This window comes from Nitrospira sp. (assembly GCA_037045225.1).
Lineage (GTDB): Bacteria > Nitrospirota > Nitrospiria > Nitrospirales > Nitrospiraceae > Nitrospira_A.
In genome coordinates, this window is sequence record JBAOHZ010000009.1 from 1,743,373 (window position 1) to 1,764,451 (window position 21,079).

At 58.4% G+C, this 21,079-nt stretch carries 24 protein-coding genes; 4 read left to right on the plus strand and 20 right to left on the minus strand.

What is annotated here, in order from left to right:
* Nucleotides 1–15: 15 nt before the first annotated feature.
* The 3 genes from V9G17_08935 to V9G17_08945 are packed head-to-tail and all read right to left on the minus strand — an operon-like array spanning nt 16 to nt 3,123.
* The gene (locus V9G17_08935; protein ID MEI2752715.1) at nt 16–1,038 is read right to left on the minus strand and encodes an NAD-dependent epimerase; all 1,023 of its coding nucleotides are present in this window, start codon (nt 1,036–1,038) and stop codon (nt 16–18) included.
* A 25-nt stretch (nt 1,039–1,063) separates the two neighbouring features.
* Entirely contained in the window at nt 1,064–2,686 is a 1,623-nt protein-coding gene (locus V9G17_08940; GenBank protein MEI2752716.1) for a hypothetical protein, read from the minus strand.
* A gap of 5 nt (nt 2,687–2,691) precedes the next feature.
* Nucleotides 2,692–3,123, minus strand: a complete 432-nt coding sequence (locus tag V9G17_08945; GenBank protein MEI2752717.1) for a VOC family protein — start codon at nt 3,121–3,123, stop codon at nt 2,692–2,694.
* 173 nt (nt 3,124–3,296) lie between these two features.
* Here V9G17_08945 and V9G17_08950 point away from each other — a divergent pair, with 173 nt between their 5' ends.
* Nucleotides 3,297–4,136, plus strand: coding sequence for an SUMF1/EgtB/PvdO family nonheme iron enzyme (locus V9G17_08950; protein ID MEI2752718.1), 840 nt, complete (start codon nt 3,297–3,299; stop codon nt 4,134–4,136).
* The gene (locus V9G17_08955) at nt 4,115–5,026 is read left to right on the plus strand and encodes a uroporphyrinogen-III synthase (GenBank protein MEI2752719.1); all 912 of its coding nucleotides are present in this window, start codon (nt 4,115–4,117) and stop codon (nt 5,024–5,026) included. The genes V9G17_08950 and V9G17_08955 overlap by 22 nt, the downstream gene beginning before the upstream one ends.
* Before the next feature lie 145 nt (nt 5,027–5,171).
* Here V9G17_08955 and V9G17_08960 read toward each other — a convergent pair whose 3' ends face one another.
* The 8 genes from V9G17_08960 to V9G17_08995 all read right to left on the minus strand — a co-directional run bounded on the left by V9G17_08960 (nt 5,172) and on the right by V9G17_08995 (nt 9,885).
* The gene (locus tag V9G17_08960) at nt 5,172–5,618 is read right to left on the minus strand and encodes a hypothetical protein (GenBank protein ID MEI2752720.1); all 447 of its coding nucleotides are present in this window, start codon (nt 5,616–5,618) and stop codon (nt 5,172–5,174) included.
* 66 nt (nt 5,619–5,684) lie between these two features.
* Nucleotides 5,685–5,909: a type II toxin-antitoxin system HicB family antitoxin gene (locus V9G17_08965; GenBank protein MEI2752721.1), complete on the minus strand. Its 225-nt coding sequence runs from the start codon at nt 5,907–5,909 to the stop codon at nt 5,685–5,687.
* A complete protein-coding gene (locus V9G17_08970; protein ID MEI2752722.1) occupies nt 5,906–6,166 on the minus strand; it encodes a type II toxin-antitoxin system HicA family toxin in 261 nt (86 codons plus the stop codon). The genes V9G17_08965 and V9G17_08970 overlap by 4 nt, the downstream gene beginning before the upstream one ends.
* A gap of 46 nt (nt 6,167–6,212) precedes the next feature.
* Nucleotides 6,213–7,139 (minus strand): SUMF1/EgtB/PvdO family nonheme iron enzyme, encoded by a 927-nt coding sequence (locus V9G17_08975; protein MEI2752723.1) that lies wholly within the window; start codon nt 7,137–7,139, stop codon nt 6,213–6,215.
* A 31-nt stretch (nt 7,140–7,170) separates the two neighbouring features.
* A complete protein-coding gene (locus tag V9G17_08980; protein ID MEI2752724.1) occupies nt 7,171–7,767 on the minus strand; it encodes a hypothetical protein in 597 nt (198 codons plus the stop codon).
* 347 nt (nt 7,768–8,114) lie between these two features.
* Entirely contained in the window at nt 8,115–8,726 is a 612-nt protein-coding gene (locus V9G17_08985) for a YceI family protein (protein MEI2752725.1), read from the minus strand.
* 2 nt (nt 8,727–8,728) lie between these two features.
* Entirely contained in the window at nt 8,729–9,754 is a 1,026-nt protein-coding gene (locus V9G17_08990; GenBank protein MEI2752726.1) for an energy transducer TonB, read from the minus strand.
* Nucleotides 9,751–9,885: a hypothetical protein gene (locus V9G17_08995; GenBank protein ID MEI2752727.1), complete on the minus strand. Its 135-nt coding sequence runs from the start codon at nt 9,883–9,885 to the stop codon at nt 9,751–9,753. The genes V9G17_08990 and V9G17_08995 overlap by 4 nt, the downstream gene beginning before the upstream one ends.
* Nucleotides 9,886–10,004: 119 nt before the next feature.
* On the opposite strand from V9G17_08995, the gene tdh reads away from it, so the two are divergent.
* The gene (tdh, locus tag V9G17_09000; protein ID MEI2752728.1) at nt 10,005–11,039 is read left to right on the plus strand and encodes an L-threonine 3-dehydrogenase; all 1,035 of its coding nucleotides are present in this window, start codon (nt 10,005–10,007) and stop codon (nt 11,037–11,039) included.
* Between the two features lie 76 nt (nt 11,040–11,115).
* On the plus strand, nt 11,116–12,306 hold the full coding sequence (locus V9G17_09005) for a glycine C-acetyltransferase (GenBank protein MEI2752729.1): 1,191 nt from the start codon (nt 11,116–11,118) through the stop codon (nt 12,304–12,306).
* A 4-nt stretch (nt 12,307–12,310) separates the two neighbouring features.
* Here the strand turns inward: V9G17_09005 and V9G17_09010 are convergent, their stop codons facing one another.
* From V9G17_09010 to V9G17_09050, 9 genes are all read right to left on the minus strand, one after another.
* Entirely contained in the window at nt 12,311–13,291 is a 981-nt protein-coding gene (locus tag V9G17_09010; GenBank protein ID MEI2752730.1) for a VacJ family lipoprotein, read from the minus strand.
* Nucleotides 13,292–13,511: 220 nt separating this feature from the next.
* Entirely contained in the window at nt 13,512–14,273 is a 762-nt protein-coding gene (locus V9G17_09015; GenBank protein MEI2752731.1) for an alpha/beta hydrolase, read from the minus strand.
* 6 nt (nt 14,274–14,279) lie between these two features.
* A complete protein-coding gene (locus tag V9G17_09020) occupies nt 14,280–14,912 on the minus strand; it encodes an outer membrane beta-barrel protein (protein ID MEI2752732.1) in 633 nt (210 codons plus the stop codon).
* 105 nt (nt 14,913–15,017) lie between these two features.
* Nucleotides 15,018–15,344, minus strand: coding sequence for a TRL-like family protein (locus V9G17_09025; protein ID MEI2752733.1), 327 nt, complete (start codon nt 15,342–15,344; stop codon nt 15,018–15,020).
* Nucleotides 15,345–15,866: 522 nt separating this feature from the next.
* Nucleotides 15,867–17,822, minus strand: coding sequence for a DUF4105 domain-containing protein (locus tag V9G17_09030; GenBank protein MEI2752734.1), 1,956 nt, complete (start codon nt 17,820–17,822; stop codon nt 15,867–15,869).
* Nucleotides 17,823–17,824: 2 nt separating this feature from the next.
* Nucleotides 17,825–18,334: a DUF3015 domain-containing protein gene (locus V9G17_09035; GenBank protein ID MEI2752735.1), complete on the minus strand. Its 510-nt coding sequence runs from the start codon at nt 18,332–18,334 to the stop codon at nt 17,825–17,827.
* 125 nt (nt 18,335–18,459) lie between these two features.
* The gene (locus V9G17_09040; GenBank protein MEI2752736.1) at nt 18,460–18,945 is read right to left on the minus strand and encodes a metallophosphoesterase family protein; all 486 of its coding nucleotides are present in this window, start codon (nt 18,943–18,945) and stop codon (nt 18,460–18,462) included.
* Between the two features lie 14 nt (nt 18,946–18,959).
* Nucleotides 18,960–20,093 carry a M48 family metallopeptidase gene (locus V9G17_09045; protein MEI2752737.1) on the minus strand — a complete coding sequence of 378 codons (1,134 nt, stop codon included), beginning with the start codon at nt 20,091–20,093 and terminating at the stop codon, nt 18,960–18,962.
* Between the two features lie 173 nt (nt 20,094–20,266).
* On the minus strand, nt 20,267–20,950 hold the full coding sequence (locus V9G17_09050) for a TIGR00266 family protein (GenBank protein MEI2752738.1): 684 nt from the start codon (nt 20,948–20,950) through the stop codon (nt 20,267–20,269).
* Between the last annotated feature and the right edge of the window lie 129 nt (nt 20,951–21,079).

Below are 21,079 nucleotides of genomic sequence, written 5' to 3' on the forward strand. Positions count from 1 at the left end.
AACACTTCAAAATTCTCACACCTTGTAATACTCGCGATACCACTCGACGAAACGCGCAATACCGGGCTCGATGGACGTGGCGGGTTTGAAGCCCGTATCACGCATGAGATCCGCGACATCGGCATAGGTGGCCGGCACGTCCCCTGCTTGGAGGGGAAGGAAGTTCTTTTCGGCCTTCTTGCCGAGCGTGTGTTCCAGCACCTCGATAAACCGCAACAGCTCAACCGGCTGGTGATTGCCGATGTTGTAGAGCCGGTAGGGAGCGGAGCTGCTGCCCGGATCAGGGTTATCACTCGCCCAGCCTGGATCTGCCTGCGCCGGCCGGTCGAGCGTGCGCAAGACCCCTTCGGCAATATCGTCGACGTAGGTGAAGTCGCGCTGCATTTTGCCGTGATTGAACACATCGATCGGCTTGCCTTCGAGAATGGCCTTCGTAAACAGAAAGAGCGCCATGTCCGGTCGTCCCCATGGCCCGTAGACGGTAAAGAAACGCAATCCCGTGATCGGGAATCGGTAGAGGTGCGCATAACAATGGGCCATCAGCTCATTGGCCTTCTTCGTAGCGGCATAGAGCGACACGGGATGATCGACATTGTCATGCACCGAGAAGGGCATCTTCGTGTGACCGCCATAGACGGAACTCGTGGAGGCATACACTAGATGCTCGGCCTTATGATGACGGCAGCCTTCCAGAATATTCAGGAACCCATCGATATTGCTCGCCGTATAGGCATGGGGATTCACCAGTGAATACCGGACCCCGGCCTGTGCCGCCAGATGGACCACGCGCCGAATGGGATGTTGCTCGAACAACGCGGCGATTGCGGCGCGATCGGAGAGGTCCAGCTTCACGAACTGAAATTGCGGATGCGAACGGAGCCGCGCGAGGCGCGCCTCTTTGAGCCGGACATCGTAGTAGTCGTTCAGATTATCCAGGCCAAGTACGGTATCGCCACGATCGAGCAACCGCCTGGCTACATGCGACCCGATGAACCCGGCAGCGCCGGTGACGAGCACAACACCCTGTGCAGACCCCATAGCGACTCTTCCCCTTCCTGACTGATTATCTCCCGCCACGCTTCATGAACGCCGGCTCGCCATGATCGAGTCGATAGAGCGACAGAGGCGCCAAGGCCTCGGCCGCCGAGACGACCTGAACCGACCCGTCGCCCGCACCGCGAAATAGATCCAGCGCATGAGCGCGATGATACCGGCAATCACGTTGAGCCAGAAGATCTTTCAATTTTTCGGGCGGCTCCCAATTCGCCGTCAGCAGTGCCGTGCGTGCCGGATTGCGCTGGCTGAACATGAATGACAGGTGATCGGGATACCAGTCCGCCCCCCCGGTGGCGTAGGACACAAACAATCGCGCTTGCGCGGTGGCACACAACTCATCCAGATAACTATTCGTGAGGTAGCCGTTCTCACCCACCTCCAACCAGAGTCCCGGATGAGACAGGGGCGCATGGGCAGCGTAACTGCGGATCTCTTGGAGTTGCTGCTGAGAGGCCAAGACCAACGACAGGGAGCCATACTTCTGCACCAGTTGCTGAATGATACCTTCTTTGATCGCCGACCGTCCGCTGTTCGTCGGTCCACTGTCTGCATGCACCAGCACGTTCTGCCCGCGATCCGTGATGAGATAGCAATTCCTGGGCATCTCCAGGTCACAGGGGTCTTCGCCATAGAACGGGACCGACACCACGGCCCCGCCGTCGAAATTCCACGTCTCGCCATGCGCCAGTTCAATGATGTGGGCGAACCCCAATTCCCGGAGCAACGGGAGGTAGTCATAAAAATATTTTTTACGGTTCCGCCGACTGGGAATGACGATCGGCACATCCTTCGGGACGTGAAGCAGCGTCCGAGGATCCACGTGGTCATCGTGATCGTGCGTCAGAAAAATCGCCGCCGGTTTCGGCAGCATCGACACCCAGAGGCTCGGCACATTCGACTCTGCAAACCAGGGTAACAGCCACGGATCAAATAACAGGAACTGGTCCTGCTGCCGGTACATCAAAGCGGCATGGCCCAGATGAATCGTGTCCCGATCGTTGGTATTGGACAACCACTGGGTTCGAATCGAAGTCTGCGCCGTGGGCGTGAGACACTCGTATTGGACAAACAACTCCATTAACTTGGTCAACAGCCGCTCGCCGTCCCGCCCGGCCGTCGCCACAATCGTCTGAATCGCGCCGGCCTCCTGCGTGCCGTCCAGCATCCCCAGCAATTTTCCGACCGCCGGCCCCATCGGACGCTCGAACGGCACAGGAATCGCCTGGCGTTTCACAGCATTAAAAATCCGCAGACCGGTATTCACCACGGTCGCCGACTTTGTGGCATCAAACGGATGGGACCAGTGAAAGTGGCCGTCCGGTTGGCGCCGAGCGGTAATGTGCTGACTCAGTTGTTGACGGGAATTGACGAGCTCGGCATAGGCATCTTCAAGCCGCACCTTGGTCTGCGGATCGTCGAGGGTCGCGCGTCGAGAGAAGACATCGCTGATGGCCGTCTCGACGCAGGCGAGGAACAGGCTATGCGCCTCATGCAGGCTCGCCACCACCTCCGGAGCAACTCCGCCAACGAACGGAAACGGCCCAGGCGGCTGGTTGCTTTCGAGTTGTACCCAGACCCAGGGCGCCAAGCCCACATACTGATCACGCGACCATGTGTCCCAAATACCCATGATGGTCAGGCAGGAGACTGGAACTTCATACGGCTGATGGTTGGTTCATACAAGGCCTGGATGACGTTTCCATCCGGGTCGGTAAAGTAGAAGGAGTAGCTGCCGTCACGATGTTGCTTAGGAGGCTTGGCGATGGTGGCTCCGTAGCGTGCCCCATCCTGTTGAACGTCCCGATACATGTCATCCACGTGGGCCGGGCTTTCCATCACCACCCCGACGTGATCGAGCAACTGTCCGCGCAACGGCTGATACTGAGCCAGCTCGGCAGGCGCGATCTGATGCAGGGCCAGGTTGTCGGATCCCGAGCTGAAATACACATTGTCCGGATCGGGCTCCCACACCACGCTCATGGACAGAAAGCGTTCATAGAAGGCGCGCGAGCGCGTAAGATTGGTCACGCGAAGGGCCAGATGTCGCAAGCCTCGATGGGTCGGCACGGTAGGATCTCCTTCATCGTATAGTAGGTGTGAGCCTGTCATCTCGTCAATCCTCATTCTCGCTCTAGGGCCTGAGCCTCCTGTTGCAAGGGCAGCAACTAGCCATGTTTCTGACCTCCACCGCTGTGGTACGATCTCCCATCGTCGTTCTCGAACCAAAGGAGCTTGGAGCTATGTTGGCACGATCCGTCCTCGCAGCAGTGATGGCACTCATTGGATTCACTGGTACAGGCTCGCAGGCGTTTGCGGCGGAGCCGGCGGCCTTTCCCAAAGAAGTAACCGGAAAAGACGGCGCCCCGCTGGTCCTGGTTCCGGCCGGCTCGTATCCCATGGGTGTGCCGACCGGGGACCGGGACGGTGGACGCGATGAATATCCCCGACACGTCATCGAGATCACCGACTTCTATATCGACAAATATGAAGTGACGAATGGACGCTACCTGGAATTCGTGAAGGCCACGAATCATCGTGTTCCCCAGAACCCCAAAAACCCCACGCGTAATCTCTGGGAGGGCACCGGCATTCCCGCCTCTCTGACCGACCGCCCCGTGATCAACGTCGATTGGGCCGATGCCGATGCCTACTGCAAGTGGGCCGGCAGGCGGTTGCCGCGAGAAGCCGAATGGGAGAAAGCCGCCAAGGGCAACAACGACTGGCGCTTCCCTTGGGGCAATGTGGAACCCACCGACAAACACCTCAATTTCAACCAGAAGTGGATCGGCGAGAAGACGCTCATGCCGGTGGGCAGCTACGAGAAAGGAAAGAGTCCCTACGGCGTCTATGACGTGGCCGGCAATGTGTGGGAATGGGTCAACGACTGGTATGACTCCAAGTACTACGAAAAGAGCCCGGACAAGAATCCTCCGGGTCCGGAAAGCGGCGAGAAAAAGGTCATTCGAGGGGCCGGCTGGCAGAATGAAACGCCCACAGTCCGGATCTTTACCCGCGTAGACAGCGATCCGACGATGAGAAATGAATCAACCGGATTTCGATGCGCGATGGACGCCAAGTAACTCAACCGGCTGGGCAGTCGGTGGTTGAGGCACGACGTACGATGACCGGCACAGGGTTTAACGGACTGACCGTCGCCGCATTTGAATCGCGCATGGCGACAGAGATGATGCGGTTGATCGAGCGCCACGGCGGCAAGCCGTTGGTGGCGCCGGCCCTGCGCGAAATTCCGTTGGAGGACAACTCTGCCGCACTGCAGTTCGGCGAGCAGCTCCTGACCGACGGTCTCGATGTGCTGGTCCTGATGACCGGGGCCGGCACCACCACCCTGTTTGACATCCTACACAGCAGTCATTCCCAAGATACGATCAAGGGCGCTCTAAAAGAGACGGTGCTTATTGCGCGCGGGCCCAAACCGGTGGCCGCACTCAAAGCCCTGGGCCTCCACCCGACGTTGACGGTACCGGAGCCCAATACCTGGGCGGATGTCATCTCCACATTGGACGCCCACCGGCCGGTCACAGGGTTACGTGTGGCGGTGCAAGAATACGGGCTACCGAACCGCGAATTGCTGGAGGCGTTGACCCAGCGCGGAGCCCAGGTGATTCCAGTGCCTGTCTACCGCTGGGCGCTCCCGGAAGATACCGCTCCGCTCAAACAGGTCATTAGGCAGATTCTGGCCGGGCAGGTACAGGTGCTGCTGATTACCAATGCGGCCCAGATCGATCATGTGATGCAGGTCGTGGAACAGGAAGGGCAGTCGGCGCAGTTCAAACAAGCCAGTAAGGGACTGGTCATCGCCTCCATCGGCCCCACGGCCAGCGAGCGCATTCGCAGCCACGGCTTGCCGGTAGATTTCGAGCCTTCGCACGGCAAGATGGGCATTCTGGTGAAGGAAACGAGCGAGCAGGCCCACGCCATCTTACTGAACAAGAAAGGAGCACAAGCCTAAGGTTCTGCCCTGACCGGCTACTGCGACCTTCTCTTCTCGCCTTCAATCGAAAATAGTTTCCGGCCGGCCCTCTCGGTCCATGAAATGTGATCCCGCCATCTCTCCTGTCATTCTTCTGGAATATCAAACACCCCATTCGGAGAAATCAAATAGACAATCCGATGATGAATCCCCCCCCGGTATTTAAGCTGATGATCACATCCTGATCTCTGGGATACGTCATCAGCACGTCTCCGGTTGCCAGTCGATAGGTCACCCCTCTTACTTGTTTAATAACCCGTTTGCCGGCCCCTTCTCCCGCAGCACTTGGATTCACGACTCCAAAGAGGCCGACCGATTCAGGACTAATCTGGCTCGCCACTTTTTGACCGTACATCTCACCCATCGAAGGAACTTCAGTGGTACGTTCGGTGTTATCCTCAAACACTGTCGTGATCACGATCGTGACTGGATGTCCGTTGCGAACAATAGTGGGATAAACTCTGTCGCCCCCCACCACAAGAAGGCCAGGAACTAAGAGGCCAAACAATATTGTTGCGAACTGGCGGTTCATAAAGCATAGAGAGGTTTTGACTGTCTTGACCAGCCTCAATCCACCTTCCTCCACGCCACCCGTGCTCGCTGTCAAACGTTGGAAACGCACTCACAGGGGAGTCGGTCAGGAAGCGGTCTGGTAAATGGCGGGACGGTAACGAGGTTTGGGAATCGGTTTCCGTTCGCTCTTAGCCGCTTGTAACCAGAGGCGTTTGGCGAGCTCTACCTGCTTCAGGGCTGCCGCTGGAGTCTTCCCATAGGCTGAGCAGGCTTCCAGGTCGGGAATATCAGCGATGTATCCGCCGTCGTCTTCGCTATAGAAGATGTTGATATGATAATCTTTCTTCATCGATCCTCATCTTCCTGGAGCCTAAGGTTATACCTCTCGACGAGATCCATCAACTGCTTCACCTGATAAGGCTTCGCCTTGCCTCCGACCTCCTGCAAATTCACCAACTCACTTAGATCTGGGTGCACAAAAATATGGTGACTTCCCTTAACTCTCGAAGCACGAAATCCGAAGGCTTCCACGAGCAAAATAACCTCGTTGAATCGTAAGTTCTTCGAACCGCTGAGGACCTTAGCCAGTAACTTCCGCTTATTCACTGGTTCGGCTCAGCGTCTACTCTCGGTTCTTGGTCACCAGATACCGTCATTTCGCCTCAGCCTGTGGCGCGTCCGCCCCGTCCTTCACATCCCTTGCACAGCGGAATCCCATCCAATTCATCTTGGTATTGGGTTCCGTCCCGTTCCGTTGCGCCACTCGCACGCTGGGAGTACTGTCGATCCAGCCACCGCCGCGAAAACTTCGCTGGCTGCCGGTCTCAGGACCTTTGGGATTTTTATTAGGGGCAGTGGCATAGTATTTGGGGGCATACCAATCATTCACCCATTCAGCCACATTCCCGGCCATCTGAAACACACCATAGGGACTGGCGGCGTTATCGTACTTATCCACAGAAATGATGGGCGGATAGAGCAACAGCCGCTCCGGGCGGTCTCGTACCGGCCCCGAGAGGCCCGTGCGCCCAAAATTCGCCCGGGAGAGTCCGGCCATTTGATTGCCCCAGGGATAGATGCGACCGTCTTCGCCGCGCGCAGCCTTTTCCCATTCCGCTTCGGTCGGTAATCGCTTCCCCGCCCATTTGCAGTAGGCCTCCGCATCGAACCAGGACACATGCATGACCGGATGGCTGACCATGGTATCCTGGAAATTGCCGCCGTCGTACTGCCAATCGATCAAAGGATCGAGATTGTGGGCCAGCACGTATTTGAGAAACTGCACGGTGGTCACTTCGTGCTTATCGATGTCGTAGGCATCCAAATAGACTTTCCGTTGCGGGAACTCGGCCAGGTAAGAATTCTTGTCGACCTTCCGATCGCTGCCCATCAGGAACTCGCCCGCCGGAATACGAATCATCTCATCATGCGCCGGCAACTTCACCCGCTCGGCTGCCAGCTTTTTCCCTTCCGGCGTCCATTCCCTGGTGACGTCGGCGACATCCAACGCATAGAGGGCCCCGCTCATCCCCACAATCGCCGCACCCATCGCCCATGCCGTCATGCCAACCTTCGTCACAATCACGCTCCTTTGTATCCGAGTCTGCCGCTCACATCGGCTGGTGGTTTGATTCCGTCGCTGCCGGCTCGTGATCGAACTCTTCCAAGGGCTCGAAATTCAGCGGCAGCTGGAACAGATAATCGATCTGGGGCCTGAATTTGACGTGCTGATATTCGACGATCCAGCTCCCGTCTTTCTTGGCCAGTTTCATTGGAAAACGGATGTCGGTCGCGAGCCATTGATAGTAGACTTCCGTCCGCTCACCTTCCTTCACCGTCACTTCGTAGAGGGTCGTCGGATGCCCTTCGCGCGTTTCCGTCCCGATTTCTTCGCGCGACACTTCCCCCTCCAACCGCTCTGTGACCTTCAGATCCTGCTCCGCCTGGTACGGCACGGTTTTGAAGTGTTTCATCCGCGACAGCAGAAGCCAAACCACCTTCTTATCTTTGCGCACAATACTGATGTTGACGGGTCCCATCGTGTGATGCTCGATGCGCCACATGTTGTCTCGATAGAAGATGTTGGACTTTTGGGTTCGGCCATTGATCTTGGTAATTTGATCGGCCGTAAACTCCAGCGCCCCGGCCTCCACGGCAGCCACACTCCAGAGCACCGCCAGCACGGTCACCACTCTGCCCATCCACATCCTGCATATCCTACCGATGCCTAATCCGAATTTTCCAGCCCGCTTGCGACACATGACGATGCCCCCTACTCTCGGCCTCCGAATCATTCTGGTTGAACCATCCCCCCATCGACACACAGCCCGGGTCGCCATGGAACCGCAACAGGACCAGCCCGAAACGAAACTAGACGTCCGGAGACATCCACGCTAGGCCTTAATCAGCTACTGAGCCGATCAAACCGGCATCACGGAGAGGGCGGGCCGTATCTCTGTTTCAGAGATACCCCGCTACATGCGCCGCGGCTGGGTCGGCCTGCCCGACCTGGAATCCGGGCAGGCATGCGGCCCCTGAGAGGGGGGTATTCGACTTACGACTTTGCCTTAATACACTCGATGTCCAACTTGATGAACACCTCGTCCCCAACTACTAACCCTCCGCTATCGAGGGCTTTGTTCCACACCATACCGAAGTCTTTCCGGTTCAGTTTGCCTTCAGCCGTAAATCCAGCCCGGGTATTCCCCCAGGGATCCTTCGTGACGCCGTTGAAATTGCCCGTCAACGTGATCTCTTTCGTCACGCCGTGCAACGTGAAATCACCGACGGCGGTATAGCCGTCGCCGGTCTTTTTATAGCTCTTCATTTTGTACAGCATCGTCGGATACTTCTCGACATCGAAGAAATCGGGATTGCGCAGATGCGCGTCACGCTTTTCATGGTTGGTCGTCACCGAGGCCGTCTTGATGGTCGCTTCAAGCGACTTGACCGTCCCGGCATCGGGGTCCATTTCGATAAATCCGGTGTAGTCTTTGAAATGCCCGGTGGTTTTTGAAATCACCATATGGGCGACCTTGAACTCCACGATCGAATGATCCAGATCCACATCATAGCGCGCGGTTTCGGCATGCCCGAGCGTTGCGCCGAACAGCACCGTTGCGCCCATACACCACATAACCATCGCACGACCGATCCGATTCGTCATAACTACTCCTTTACAGGACCGCTTGCGGCGGGACCTTCCTTCGGTGATGGGGGCACCACGGGCTTGGACGGTTTTTTCTCGACCGTCATTTGCACATCGCGGGTTGCGACTTTCGCCCCCGTTCGCATACGCACATGCACATCGACGACATCGCTGCTGATATCCGGCGGAATAGGGGGGAACGGGTGGGCATGAATGATCGTCTGCAATCCGGCTTCATTGACATCCCGCGCGCCTGAACCTTTCTCCAACTGGATCAGCTGCGCAACTCCACTGGCGTACATCTTGAAATGCACACGCACGGTCTCGCTGCTGGGAGCCCGACGGATGGAGCGGATCTGCCGACTCCAATTCCGGCTGATCAGATCACTCACTTGTTTCCAATAAGCTTTGGATTCTCCGGGAGGCGGTAAAGGCAAGAGATCTTCCTCGGCAATGGTCGCATTCACGGTCATCACCTGCTCGGTCACCTTTTGCACAGCCGCAGCATCGGCTTCCGGGCTCTCAGCGGGTGGCCCGGGAAGCACCTCGGCGTTGTCTTCTTCCAGCGGCGGGTCGCCGAGCGTGACATACACATCACGTTTGAGAAACTCCTCGAGTCCCGTGATTTTTGCCCTCGCGAACGACACTCGAATTCGCACGGCCTTCGGATGGACAGTGGTCCGGCTCTTCAAGATGGAATTCGGCTCCAATATCGCCGTTCCCTGGAAGACCGCGGGAGTATCATCCTCGCTCAACGACACGGTCTGACTCTGAAAGCCGGAGGACTCGATGATCGCCATGACGGACTCGGTCCCCGCGGGCACTCCGCCAAGGGTGATGCCAAGCACCACGTCCTTGCCCACCTGTACCGACCCATCCGACTCCGTGCTGACGAGTTCGAATTGCGCCCACCGCTTCGCGGCCGCTGGCGCCGAGGCAGGAGAGGCACCGGCTACGACCGAAACAGCACCAATCAGGAGACTGAGCGCCAGCCCAAATCCGCCGAGCGCCGGTCCCAGTACCTTACCGAACGCATATCGCATCATCGCATCCTACCCAGGAGCCCTACCCAGTTCAACCCGTATTTTGCCACGACGATTCGGACGAACTGCATGTTCACGGCCAGGCCATCCAGCAAGGACGCAGCAAGCAACCCGGCGAATCGTACAGGTGTCATACGGCGAACCACTGAGGTTCACGACGCGCTGAATCACGCGCGTCACATTTGTGAACGCCGCTGGCGACGTGTTTCAACGGCTTGCTAGGCATTTCCCGCGGTCTTGTTATAATGAGCCCATGCGCGCACTCGTGAAGACCGCCGCTCAACCGGGCCTGACCTATACCGATCGCCCCGATCCCACACCAGGCCCGTCAGATGCCGTTATCCGCGTGAAAGCCACGTCCCTGTGCGGAACCGATGCCCATATCTATAATTGGGATGCCTGGGCTCACAGCCGCATCCACCCTCCCAGGACGATCGGACATGAAATGTGCGGCGAAGTGGTGGCCGTGGGAGCAGATGTCACACTCGTGGGCGTCGGCGACTATGTCGCGGCCGAATCGCACTTGACCTGCGGCGCCTGCTTTCAATGCCGCACCGGCCAGGCCCACGTGTGTAAGCACTACCGGATTCTCGGCGTCGATCTGGACGGGTCGTTTGCCGACTATGTCGTGCTCCCGGAAACCGTGCTGTGGAAAACGTCTCCGGACATTCCGCCCGAGCTGGCTTGCCTGCAGGAACCGTTAGGGAATGCCGTCGATGCGGCCCTGGTAGAGGACTTGACCGGTCACACCGTCCTCATCACCGGCTGCGGCCCGACCGGCCTGTTCGCGGCGGCTGTCGCCCGCACTGCAGGAGCCGCTACCATTCTCGCCACCGACGTCAGTGATTACCGCCTGGGCTTGGCCAAACACGTGGGCGTCGATCACGTCTTCAATGCGAAGACCGACGGCCCGGAAGCCATCGCCGCCGCAATTCTCGATATCACGAAAGGAGAAGGCGTCGATGCGTCACTGGAAATGTCCGGACACCCCACGGCCTTGCACCATGCCTTTCGGGCCGTGAAGAACGGCGGGCGCGTGACGCTGTTCGGCATTCCGACCGGCCCCGTCACCTGCGACCTCGCCAACGAGGTCATCTTCAAAGGTATCCGTGTTCATGGGATCACTGGTCGTCGCCTGTTCAGCACGTGGTATCGCCTGGCCGGTCTCTTCAAAGCCGGCCTCAATATCCGCCCGGTCCTCACCCACACCTTCCCGCTCAAGGACTTCGCCCAAGGATTTGAATTGATCAACTCCGGCCAATGCGGCAAAGTAGTCCTGTTTCCATGAACGGTCCTGGCTGAGGCATCTTCTCAGTCGGCCGTCCGGACACGTTACGCCCGACTGTTCACGACTCACACAAATCATGGCATACACGTCGCTTCAGAAAGCCGTCGAACAACAGTTGGCGGACATCCGTGCAGCCGGTCTCTACAAGACCGAACGGCAGATCCTGAGCCCGCAAAGTACCGAGATCCGTGTGGCCCAGGGGGATGTCATCAATCTGTGCGCGAACAATTACCTCGGGTTGGCGAATCATCCGGAGGTGAGGCAGGCAGCCGCCGATGGACTCAACGAGTTCGGCTATGGGATGGCTTCCGTCCGATTCATTTGCGGCACGCAACAGCTGCACACAACCCTCGAACAGGCGATCAGCACCTTCTTCGGCACTGCCGACACCATTCTCTATAGCTCCTGCTTCGATGCCAACGGCGGACTGTTCGAGAGCCTGCTCGACGAGCAGGACACGATCATCAGCGATGCCTTGAACCACGCAAGCCTGATCGACGGTATTCGGCTCTGCAAAGCCGCCCGCCTGCGCTATGCCCATGCCGACATGGCCGAGCTAGAAGCCCGGCTGACTGAATCGGCTGCGAGCCGGGTGCGCATGATCGTGACCGACGGGGTGTTTTCGATGGACGGCGATCTGGCACAACTCGACCGCATTGTGGAGCTGGCCGATCGGTATGATGCGGCGGTGGTCGTGGACGACAGTCATGCCACCGGAGTATTGGGAACAGGCGGGCGCGGCACCCCGGACCAGTTCGGAGTCGCCGGACGGGTTGATCTGATTACCAGCACCCTCGGGAAGGCGCTCGGTGGCGCAACCGGTGGGTTTACCACAGGCCGGAAAGAACTCATCGAGCTGTTACGACAACGTTCCCGGCCCTATCTCTTCTCGAATAGTCTGCCACCGGTCATTGCCGCGGCCGCATTACAAGCCATCGAGCTGGTCGCGCAAGGCAACAGCCTGCGTCACACCTTGATGGAGCACGCCCGCTGGTTTCGAGGACAACTGACGGCGCTGGGCTTCAGCCTCGTGCCCGGAATCCATCCCATCATTCCAGTCATGCTGGGGGAGGCGGCGGTCGCAACACGGATGGCCGACCGTCTACTGCAGGAAGGGATCTATGTCGTGGGGTTCAGCTATCCGGTGGTCCCGAAAGGGCAAGCTCGCATTCGTCTGCAACTGTCTGCCGCCCACACCCACGAGCAACTCGAACGAGCGGTTGTCGCGTTCGCCAAAGTAGGCCGTGAACTCAAAGTGATCACGTAACGCTTTACTCGCGAATCTGGTTCCGCCGTTTCTGAATGTAGGCATTCTTCACCGCCGTATACAAATCCAGCGTCGCTTCCTCGACTCCTTGAAATTTTTCCAGATTCAACGAGCGATCGTTCAGAATCTCTCCGACGCGGCTGCCAATCTGTGCGATGGACGAGGTCGTCCGGTTGTGATGAGCAACCAATGAAGGAATGCCGTTGATCTCAATAATAGGGAACACCATCCAGTTGATCGGATTCAGAGCAATATCTCCGACAAACCCGACCAGATCCCGCAAGGTAAACGGCGGCAACAACGGCAACACCACGTAGGGGCCCGGTTTCATGCCGTAATACCCTAACGTCTGTCCGGTGTCTTCTTCCGGTGTGGTGATATTCATATACTTCGCGACATCAACTAGCCCGCCCAGCCCGAAGGTGCTGTTCAGCAGAAAGCGGCCGACCTCGGTCCCAGCGCCCGACAACTTGCCCTGAGCCAGATTGTTGATCAGCCGCGAAGGGAATCGTATGTTGTAGAACACGTTGCCGATGCCGATCTGCACCGGGTTGGGCATGACCGCGTTATACCCCTGCGCGACCGGTTTGAGCACCCACCGATCCACCAGCCTATTAAACTCGAACACTTTCGTATTCACCGGCTCCCAGGGGTCATACTCTTCTCCCCCAGCAGGTTCGTCGCTCTTCGCAAAGGGATCGAAAAACGGATCTTCAGCCGGCTCGACCGTCGGTTCCGAGACAGGCGACGGCGCCTGCTTGTCCTCGGCCAAAGCCGCGTGAGGCGATGCGAGCGGGGTGGTGTCGACCGTGGCGGTTCCACCCCCGTCAGTTTGATACTCCGGCACTGAGAGAGATTCAACCCCGGCACCTGTGGTCAATGTAGGGCGAGGCGGCCCGCCGGCACATCCCACCACCATCAGCAACACGACCGCCGACACCACTTCGAGAAACCGTCCCGCGCCTACACCTATCCGATGCACCATGCCTCCTCGACGAGAGCCCCTCATTCCCAATTTGACTTCAGTCCCGCTATTCGATAGCACGGCAAGCGAACGCACTCTAGCAGAATTATACGGACAGCTGCCAGCTGATGACGCCGCCTGCCGGTCTCACAGCCCACCCCATGATCGCTCCAGGGCATCTTAGCAAGCAAGCCGATCCTGACGAGAAAAAAACGCAGACGGTGCAGAGCCTCTCTCCCCCTCAGCGACCGAGCGCCGCAGCAATAAAGGCGGAGAGTGTGGCAAAATAGGCCCGCCCACCGACCGACGGCACATCGTTGTGATCGGCGCCTCGCACGATGTAGAACTCCTTCGGCGCTTTCGCGGCGGCAAAGGCCCGTTGGCCCAATTCGATCGGGATAATGTCATCACGATCTCCATGCACAAACAGCTTGGGCAACGAAAGATGAGGAAGCCGATCCTCCAATCGAAACGACGCGCCCAACAACCAGTGCAGCGGCAACCCCATATAATGGTGGCGAGCCACCGCCTCGATCGATGGGAAACAGGACTCCAGCAACAGCCCCGTGGCAGGTCGCTGCGCCGCCAGTTCTCCAGCTACCGCGCCGCCTAAGGAACGGCCGAAAATCACGAGACGTTCAGGCCTGATCCGGCGAACGTGCGTGAGATAGTCATGGGCCCCGATCGCATCCTGATAGAGTCCGGCTTCCGAGGGACGCCCCTGGCTCTTCCCGTATCCTCGATAATCGAAGAGAAACACCGACAACCCCAACCGATACAACGCACGAAGATTGTCCAGCCGGTGGACCATATTACCCGCATTACCGTGGCACCACAGCACGACCGCAGACCCGGCAGACTGCTCCGCATACCAGCCGAACAATTTCGTTCCATCCGTAGCCTGAAACCAAACCTCCTGCAACGGCACACCGCCGGCGGCGGACCAATCGCCTTCTTCCCACGGATCCGGATGATAGACAAAGAATTGATCGAACAGACTCATGGCAGATTAGAACCGCAGCCCCACCCCGACCACCCCATAATGAACGCGAAAATCTACCGCGAGGCCGTCCCAATGGTAGTTGGCAGAAAAGTAGCGATACTCTCCGAACACGTAGACCTTCTGGCTGACCATGACTTGAGCCCCCGCCAGATACTGACGACCGAATGCGCGGGCGGACTCGAAATCCTGGTCGGCCCGTCCGGTGATGTTGGGATTGAGCAATGTTCCGTGCGACCAGCCGCCGCCGATGCCGAGGTAGGGCGTCACCGTCTCGCCCGGATACCGGAGCACCAGATTGATCATGGTATTGAGCACCAACAGATTTGAGCGCCCGGTCCCGTTCTGGTGGCCGTTCGCCGTATTCGGGAAAGAGAGTGCGCCACCATGCCCGTACGAATCAATCTCGATGCCCAGCATCCGGCGCGTAGCATGTGGAAAGAGGCCAACTTTCACCCCAGCGCCGAAGCCATGCTGGATTGAAGCCGACACCGTCTCACCTTGATTGTAGAGACTCTGATCACGCGGCCAGCTGCCTAGGAAATATCCAGCCAAATCGATCTCGCCAAATTCGGCGCTTCCGGCTGCAAACGGGTGCGACAATGAACCGACCAGAAAACACAGGAGGATGGGAAGCCACATACACGTCGTACCGTACCATGCAGGAGGCCACTGAACGAAGAAAGAAAAAAGGGTCTTCGGGAGCATATCCCGAAGACCCTTTCCTCAGAGAGACAACGAACCGGATCAGCTGCCCTTAACGATCGTGCACCATTCGCCAAGGATGCCGAGAATGTTCTTCGCTGAGTGGTCCACCGAAGCCACGGTGGTGATCCCGCCGGCCGCTTTCGCCGCCGACACGCTGGCATCACCCGTCGCTACCCAGCCCAGAATCGAGGTACCGCAGGCCTTACCTTCCTTCGTGGCGCTGTTGTGGGTCGTGGCCACATCGCCATACTTCGTTTCATTGTAGATTCCACCTGCCATCGGAGACGCCACGATCTGACAGCCCGTGAGGCTGAGATACGCTGCGCTGATCAGGCTCAGAGAAAACAAGACGGTCACCTTCTTCATAAGTCCTCCCTCTCGAGGTTAGTTGATGGCGCCCACCAAGTTGGGGCTCTACGTGGCGGGAGTATAGGTAACCTCTCTAGGCTTGTCAATCGCAAAGCCGGTTTACGCGCGAGCGCCTCCGAATAGAACCGTACAAACCCTAGGTCCATATGGCCCCATCACGAAAAGGACCGTTGATGGGCCTCCTCAGCAGGCGACATCGGACTTCGCACACAAGGTGCGTCCGCGATGTCCGACGATCTAGGCGGGCCTCCATTACGTAGGAACGCCGGCAATTGTAAGCTCCTGCGAGCCCGAAGTGCTTGCGCCATCGAGAACTTCACCTCAGGCCACTCGGCTTCGTTGACCTCCGACAATCAGCTGCTGGCCGTCCCTATGGTGGCGGGGATACGATCGACCCCGACGCGGTGGCCGTGACGCTGAAACCCACTCAAGGTCTGGCCACATCCGAAGCACCGTCCCTGTCGAGCCTGACGCAATCGCCACCCGTTCCGTAATCTCGTACCTGGCCATGCAGGCGCGCTAAAAAAACGCCTGCATCGTGAACAGGACATCGTTATCGTGATCGCGATGACTGTACTCCAGGCGAAGCGACCAATTCTGCGCGAGCGTATACCGCTGCCCCACTGACCAGCGCACATCGTCGGACTTCTCGCCTAACGCATACCTGAGATAGCCCGCCGAGGCCAACAGCCGCCACCGCTCGGCCAGATCGGCATACAGCCCCACCGATGCCCCACCGCCGACCCGATGTCGTTCTTCATAGGCCCGGCTGTAATTCCCCTCCACTTCCGCAAACGCAAACCACACCTCACGGCGGAGCAGATGCGTCTCCGTCGCTGCACCGATGCCACCACTGACATTCCAATTGCTGCAGAGCTCGCAGGTTCCATGCTTGATCGTCTGCATCCCGATGTTCAATTTCCAAGAGGGGGCATGGAACAAACTATCGATCGGTGACAGCGACAACACGTTCGCCAGGGTGGCCCGTTCAATCCGCGTCTGATCGGCCCGGTTGTAGTGACGCAGACTGATTGACCCGAGTTCGATCTGCGCATCCGGCGTATAGCCAGACTCAGGATCGAGCAGATCGTGATATCCGGCTCGCACACTGACCTCTTCGAAGGTATCGTTGTTTCGCCAGCCGCCGCCCAGACTCGCGCGGGATGTCTTGTGCCCTAGCTCCGGCTGCGTGGCGAAGGGACGAATCAAGAGATCTTGTGACGGAATCCGCAAGAGACTCCGTGCGGTCAAGATCTGCCGGTTGTGGTCTCGAGCCGTCGCTGCCTGCGCTTCGTCGCGCTCCCCCCTATACCGCACATAGTCGGACGCGACATCCAACACGAAGGCCTGACGGGCCGGCGGCAGGCTCCGAAGGTCCTCCGACTGAGTGGCGGACGCATCCTGCAGCAATCGCTTCACCATCTCCTGCTCAGGCTCCGACAGGTGTTCGCGTTTGCGGCGAATGAGTGTGACACGGGACGGACGAAATGCGATCTCTTTCACCAAGCCTGGCTCAGCCGCCAGCACCCGAACCGTGTCTGCCGGGACAGTCCAGAACCGGAACTGCTCGGTCAGATGCAGCGAAGGGTCCGCATATTCCAGCAAGGATAACAGATGGTAGGAACAGTTCTCCTTGAAGAAAAAGTAATCAAAGGAGGCGTTGCCGAGCTCCCAGGCATGCATGAGGAGCCGACGAATTTGCGGCCCGTTGAAATTCAGCCGATACTCCCAGATATCGCGATTTTCGATGTCCCGATATTCCTGCACCTTGAGGTAATAGGGAATGGTGGAAAAGTATCCTCGATAGCCGCCGAAGATGCCGCGCACGGGATAGGCAAGACCTTCGTCAGGCGGCACATCCGCCGCGTAATTGATGGTATAGGCCAGAATGCGGGTGTGCGGCGTCTGCCCTTCCTGATCGATACGCAACAACGTGTGGCCGAACATGGACGCGGGATTGTTCATGAACGCCGACGGGAACACGAGCGTGATGGAGCGGGCGTGAAACTCCGCGATCCATCGTTCGAAGCGTTCGCAGGGCATGGGAGGCAGCTGCATCGGATCGAACGTCAACTGCTCCGCAAGCCAGCCGTAGCGCGCGACAAACGCACATTGAGCCGGTTGCTGAGAACGACCGACCAGGTCCGGTGAAAAAAACTGTTTCAGCGTCGCATCGAGCTCCGCCTGAGGATCGGTCTTGCCTTCGGGTGAGAGAAAAAACCCTGGGTCATCCTGTTCGCTTGTGTAGCCGCCGAACAGGTTGGCGCGATAGTGGAGCAGGAGCTGCCACTCACGCGCCTCCGCCAACCGAGCCTGACGAGCCTGTTGAAGAAGTTGCGTCACATAAGGCGCGGGCAAGTCTTCCGCTGCGACAGACGTCGCCAGAACAAGAAGCACCAGCAGAAAAGACAGGATGGGCACGATGGGAAGCAGAAGAACGGACAGGGCTCCGGTCAATGACCGGAGCCCTGGCATTGTTAGCGGCTGACAGCTTGCGCGAGGACAGGGCTCTTCGAGACCGCGTCGTTCAACGTCTTCACCAACGCGACCGACGAGGTTTCACCATCCTGCACCAACGCCGTGTAGCGCTCTTGGGTTAACGCAAAAAACGCCGGATGCTGCTCGTCCGCAATCCCCATGAGCGAAGCCAGGGAAGCCAAATGCTCACCCTGTCCCTGCGCCATCTCCTGGGTCAAATTCTCGAAGTTCAGCAAGGCGAACATCGTGGTCTTTTGATCAGCCATGACTTGCCCATCGTTCGTGCAGCCGGACGTTCCCGAGCTGATGCCGAAGGTACCGCTGCCGAACGTGCCGTTGGTCGTCGCCATCATGACCTGCGGGCCGATATTCTTTTGATTCTTATAATCCGCCCAGGCCAGCTTCCCAAGACCACAACCAGGTCCGGTGTCGGGATTGGCAGCCATGGCCAAACCTGCCTGCGATACCACTGCGGCCACACCCAATGCTACGATGACTTGTCTCAGCATAAGTCCTCCTCGTTTAAACTGGTGGCTGACTCTATCCGCGCGACTACCTATTGATAGCCTGTCGCATTATAGCCAACGTATCCTATCTTGTAGAGCAAAAAAAATCTGCGTGCCGCCACCGCACCTTACTCTGCCCGATCAGCCAGCAGAATATGCCGCGCGTCGAGCGTGTCACATTCGAGCACCAGCAGTCCCACCGCACGCGGCAAGTGAAACCGTTTTGGTCCCGCAGATCCGGGATTGAACAAGAACACCCCTTCCTGCCATTCCGCCTTTGGCTGGTGGGTATGCCCATAGATACAAATCGACGGAGACGTACGCGCCAAAAATCCCGCCCCTTCGCGAGTGAGCCGGCCACCCTCATAGAGCCGGTGGTACAGCGCGATCCGGCGGCCCGCCAGTTCGAGCACCTGCTCCACCGGAAACCCGCTTGCCTCGAACCCATCGACGTTACCGGATACGACTGTCACCGGAGCGATGTGTGCCAACTGCTCAATGACGCCGCCCTGTCCGATATCCCCGGCGTGGAGGATATGGTCGACCCCTGAAAAGTGGCGAACAATCGCCCGGTCGAACAACCCATGCGTATCTGAAACCACCCCGATGCGCATCCGCCACTCCGCGACTATTTTTTTGGCTCGGACGTCCCCAACGAGTCCTGAACGCTTTTCCACTCGAAGGTGAACGGCTCGGGAGTCTGCTTGGGCAATGCGGCCAGTTCCGCTTTCAAGCGCTCAGCACGGGCCGCGCTCATGGGGTGGGTGGAAAAAAGCTCCACACGTTCTTTGTCTTTTTCCGACAGACGCTCAAAAAACCGGATCATGCCGTCCGGAGCAATGCGTGCGTCGTGCAAGAGCCGAATGCCGGTCACATCGGCTTCTGTCTCCTGCTCGCGGCCGAACTTTAATGTGGCCAACTCCATTCCTAGTTGCCTGGCCAGCCCGATCAGGCCCTGCTGATCTCCCACAAGAATACTCACCACCGCAGCCAACCCCATCGTCCTCACGATACGTTCCATCCCGTGCCGCTGCAACACATGATTCAACTCATGGCTCAACACCCCTGCCACTTCTTCCCCGCTCTCCGCCTTTTTCATCAAGCCCGTGAACACCACCACATAGCCCCCCGGCAACGCAAACGCGTTCACCACCGGGCTCTGGACCACCGACACCTGGAACGTGTAGGGGTTATTGGGAATCTTGGCCGTCATGCGCTGGATCATGTCCTGTACCGCCGTGACAGCCGGGCCTTCCTTGAGCACCGTCTCTTTGGCCAAGAAGTCTTGATAGACCGTTTCGCCGAGCTTCTGTTCCCACGAGACGGGGATGCGGGCCACCGCCCATTCGACGATCAGATCCGACCCGAACCACAACATCAATCCCAGCCCGACCACCACCCCCACCGCGCTGCCCCATAAGACACGATGGCTGTGACGCGCGCGCCGAACCTGCTCAGCCGCCCGCTCAAGATGCGCCATCAACGCAGCCGGAGCGGCGCGACGGAAGGCGATGATCAACGCCGGGTCTTTCAGATAAAGCGTCCTGGCCGAGGCGCCCTCTCCCCACAACACCACAAGTTGATCATGATCCAGCCCCCCGGCCTGAACGGACATGGCCGTGAACGCAATGGCCTCTTCGACAAGCGACACATCCCCGACTGGATCCATGGTCAAACCATCGGCTGATACCGTGACATGGCACGGCGCACCTGCGCCCGGCAGGCCATCACCGAAACAGAGCGCGTTGGGAGTAGGGTTCATTGAGCCTGGACTTTCCTCATGAAGAAATATCGTCTGTGAAGCGGGCGTTCAAAACGGCGGCCAACGCGGCCGCAGGCGAGAAAAAACCGGAAGCGTACCCTCTGGGTACGTTGAGGATTTTTTCGAACCGAGAACAAAGTTGGCAGGCGTTTTCAGCGCCCGCCATTCGGCCGCTATTCTGAGACAGGGATGAACTGTCTGATCCAATTCCCGAAGCTGCCGGGATTGCGACTTTGGATGTAGACCACCCCGGGACCACGGAAGCGGCACACCAGTCCTTCACCGGAGGTCAGGCTGGCAATCCAACCGGAGGAGGCCTTTTCGATATTGTAGGTAGTGGTGGACGTCCAGGCAACCAAGTGGCTGTTATCGACGATGTACTCTTCGTTCGGCTTGAGCTCGATCTTATGAATGGCTCCGAAGCTGTTGAGGACCAGCTGTCCGGTCCCGCCGATCTTCAGAATAAAAAACCCCTCGCCGCCCAGCAAACCGCGCGTGAGGCTTTGCATCTTGCTTTCGATCTTCACCCCTTCCGCGCCGGCCAGAAATCCGTCCTTCTGCACCATATATTCATTAACGCCGTCAAGATCCAGCAACACAATCTCCCCGGGCACCGTCGGAGCCAGGAGGACTTCACCCGCTCCACGAGCAGCCCTGAGCGTCTGAAAGAAAAACTTCTCGCCGCTCAACATCTTGCGCGACAACGCGCCCAGGAAGCCGCCCTCCATCTTGCTTTCGATATCGATCGTCGGAGAGGCCGCCACCATCGCACCGGACTCAGCCTTCACCGTCTCGCCTTCATTCAGATAGACACGCACCATCGGAAAGGCACCGGGATACAGAATCTCGCTCTTCATCGGATGCTCCCTTCTTGAAACTACAGCTCGCTGACAATGCAGCCGATTCTGTGGAATGTCCCCCATCCTGTCAAGTCGACACCACAAAGCCATCGTGCGTCCATGCATTCTCCTCCGCGCCCTGCTCGT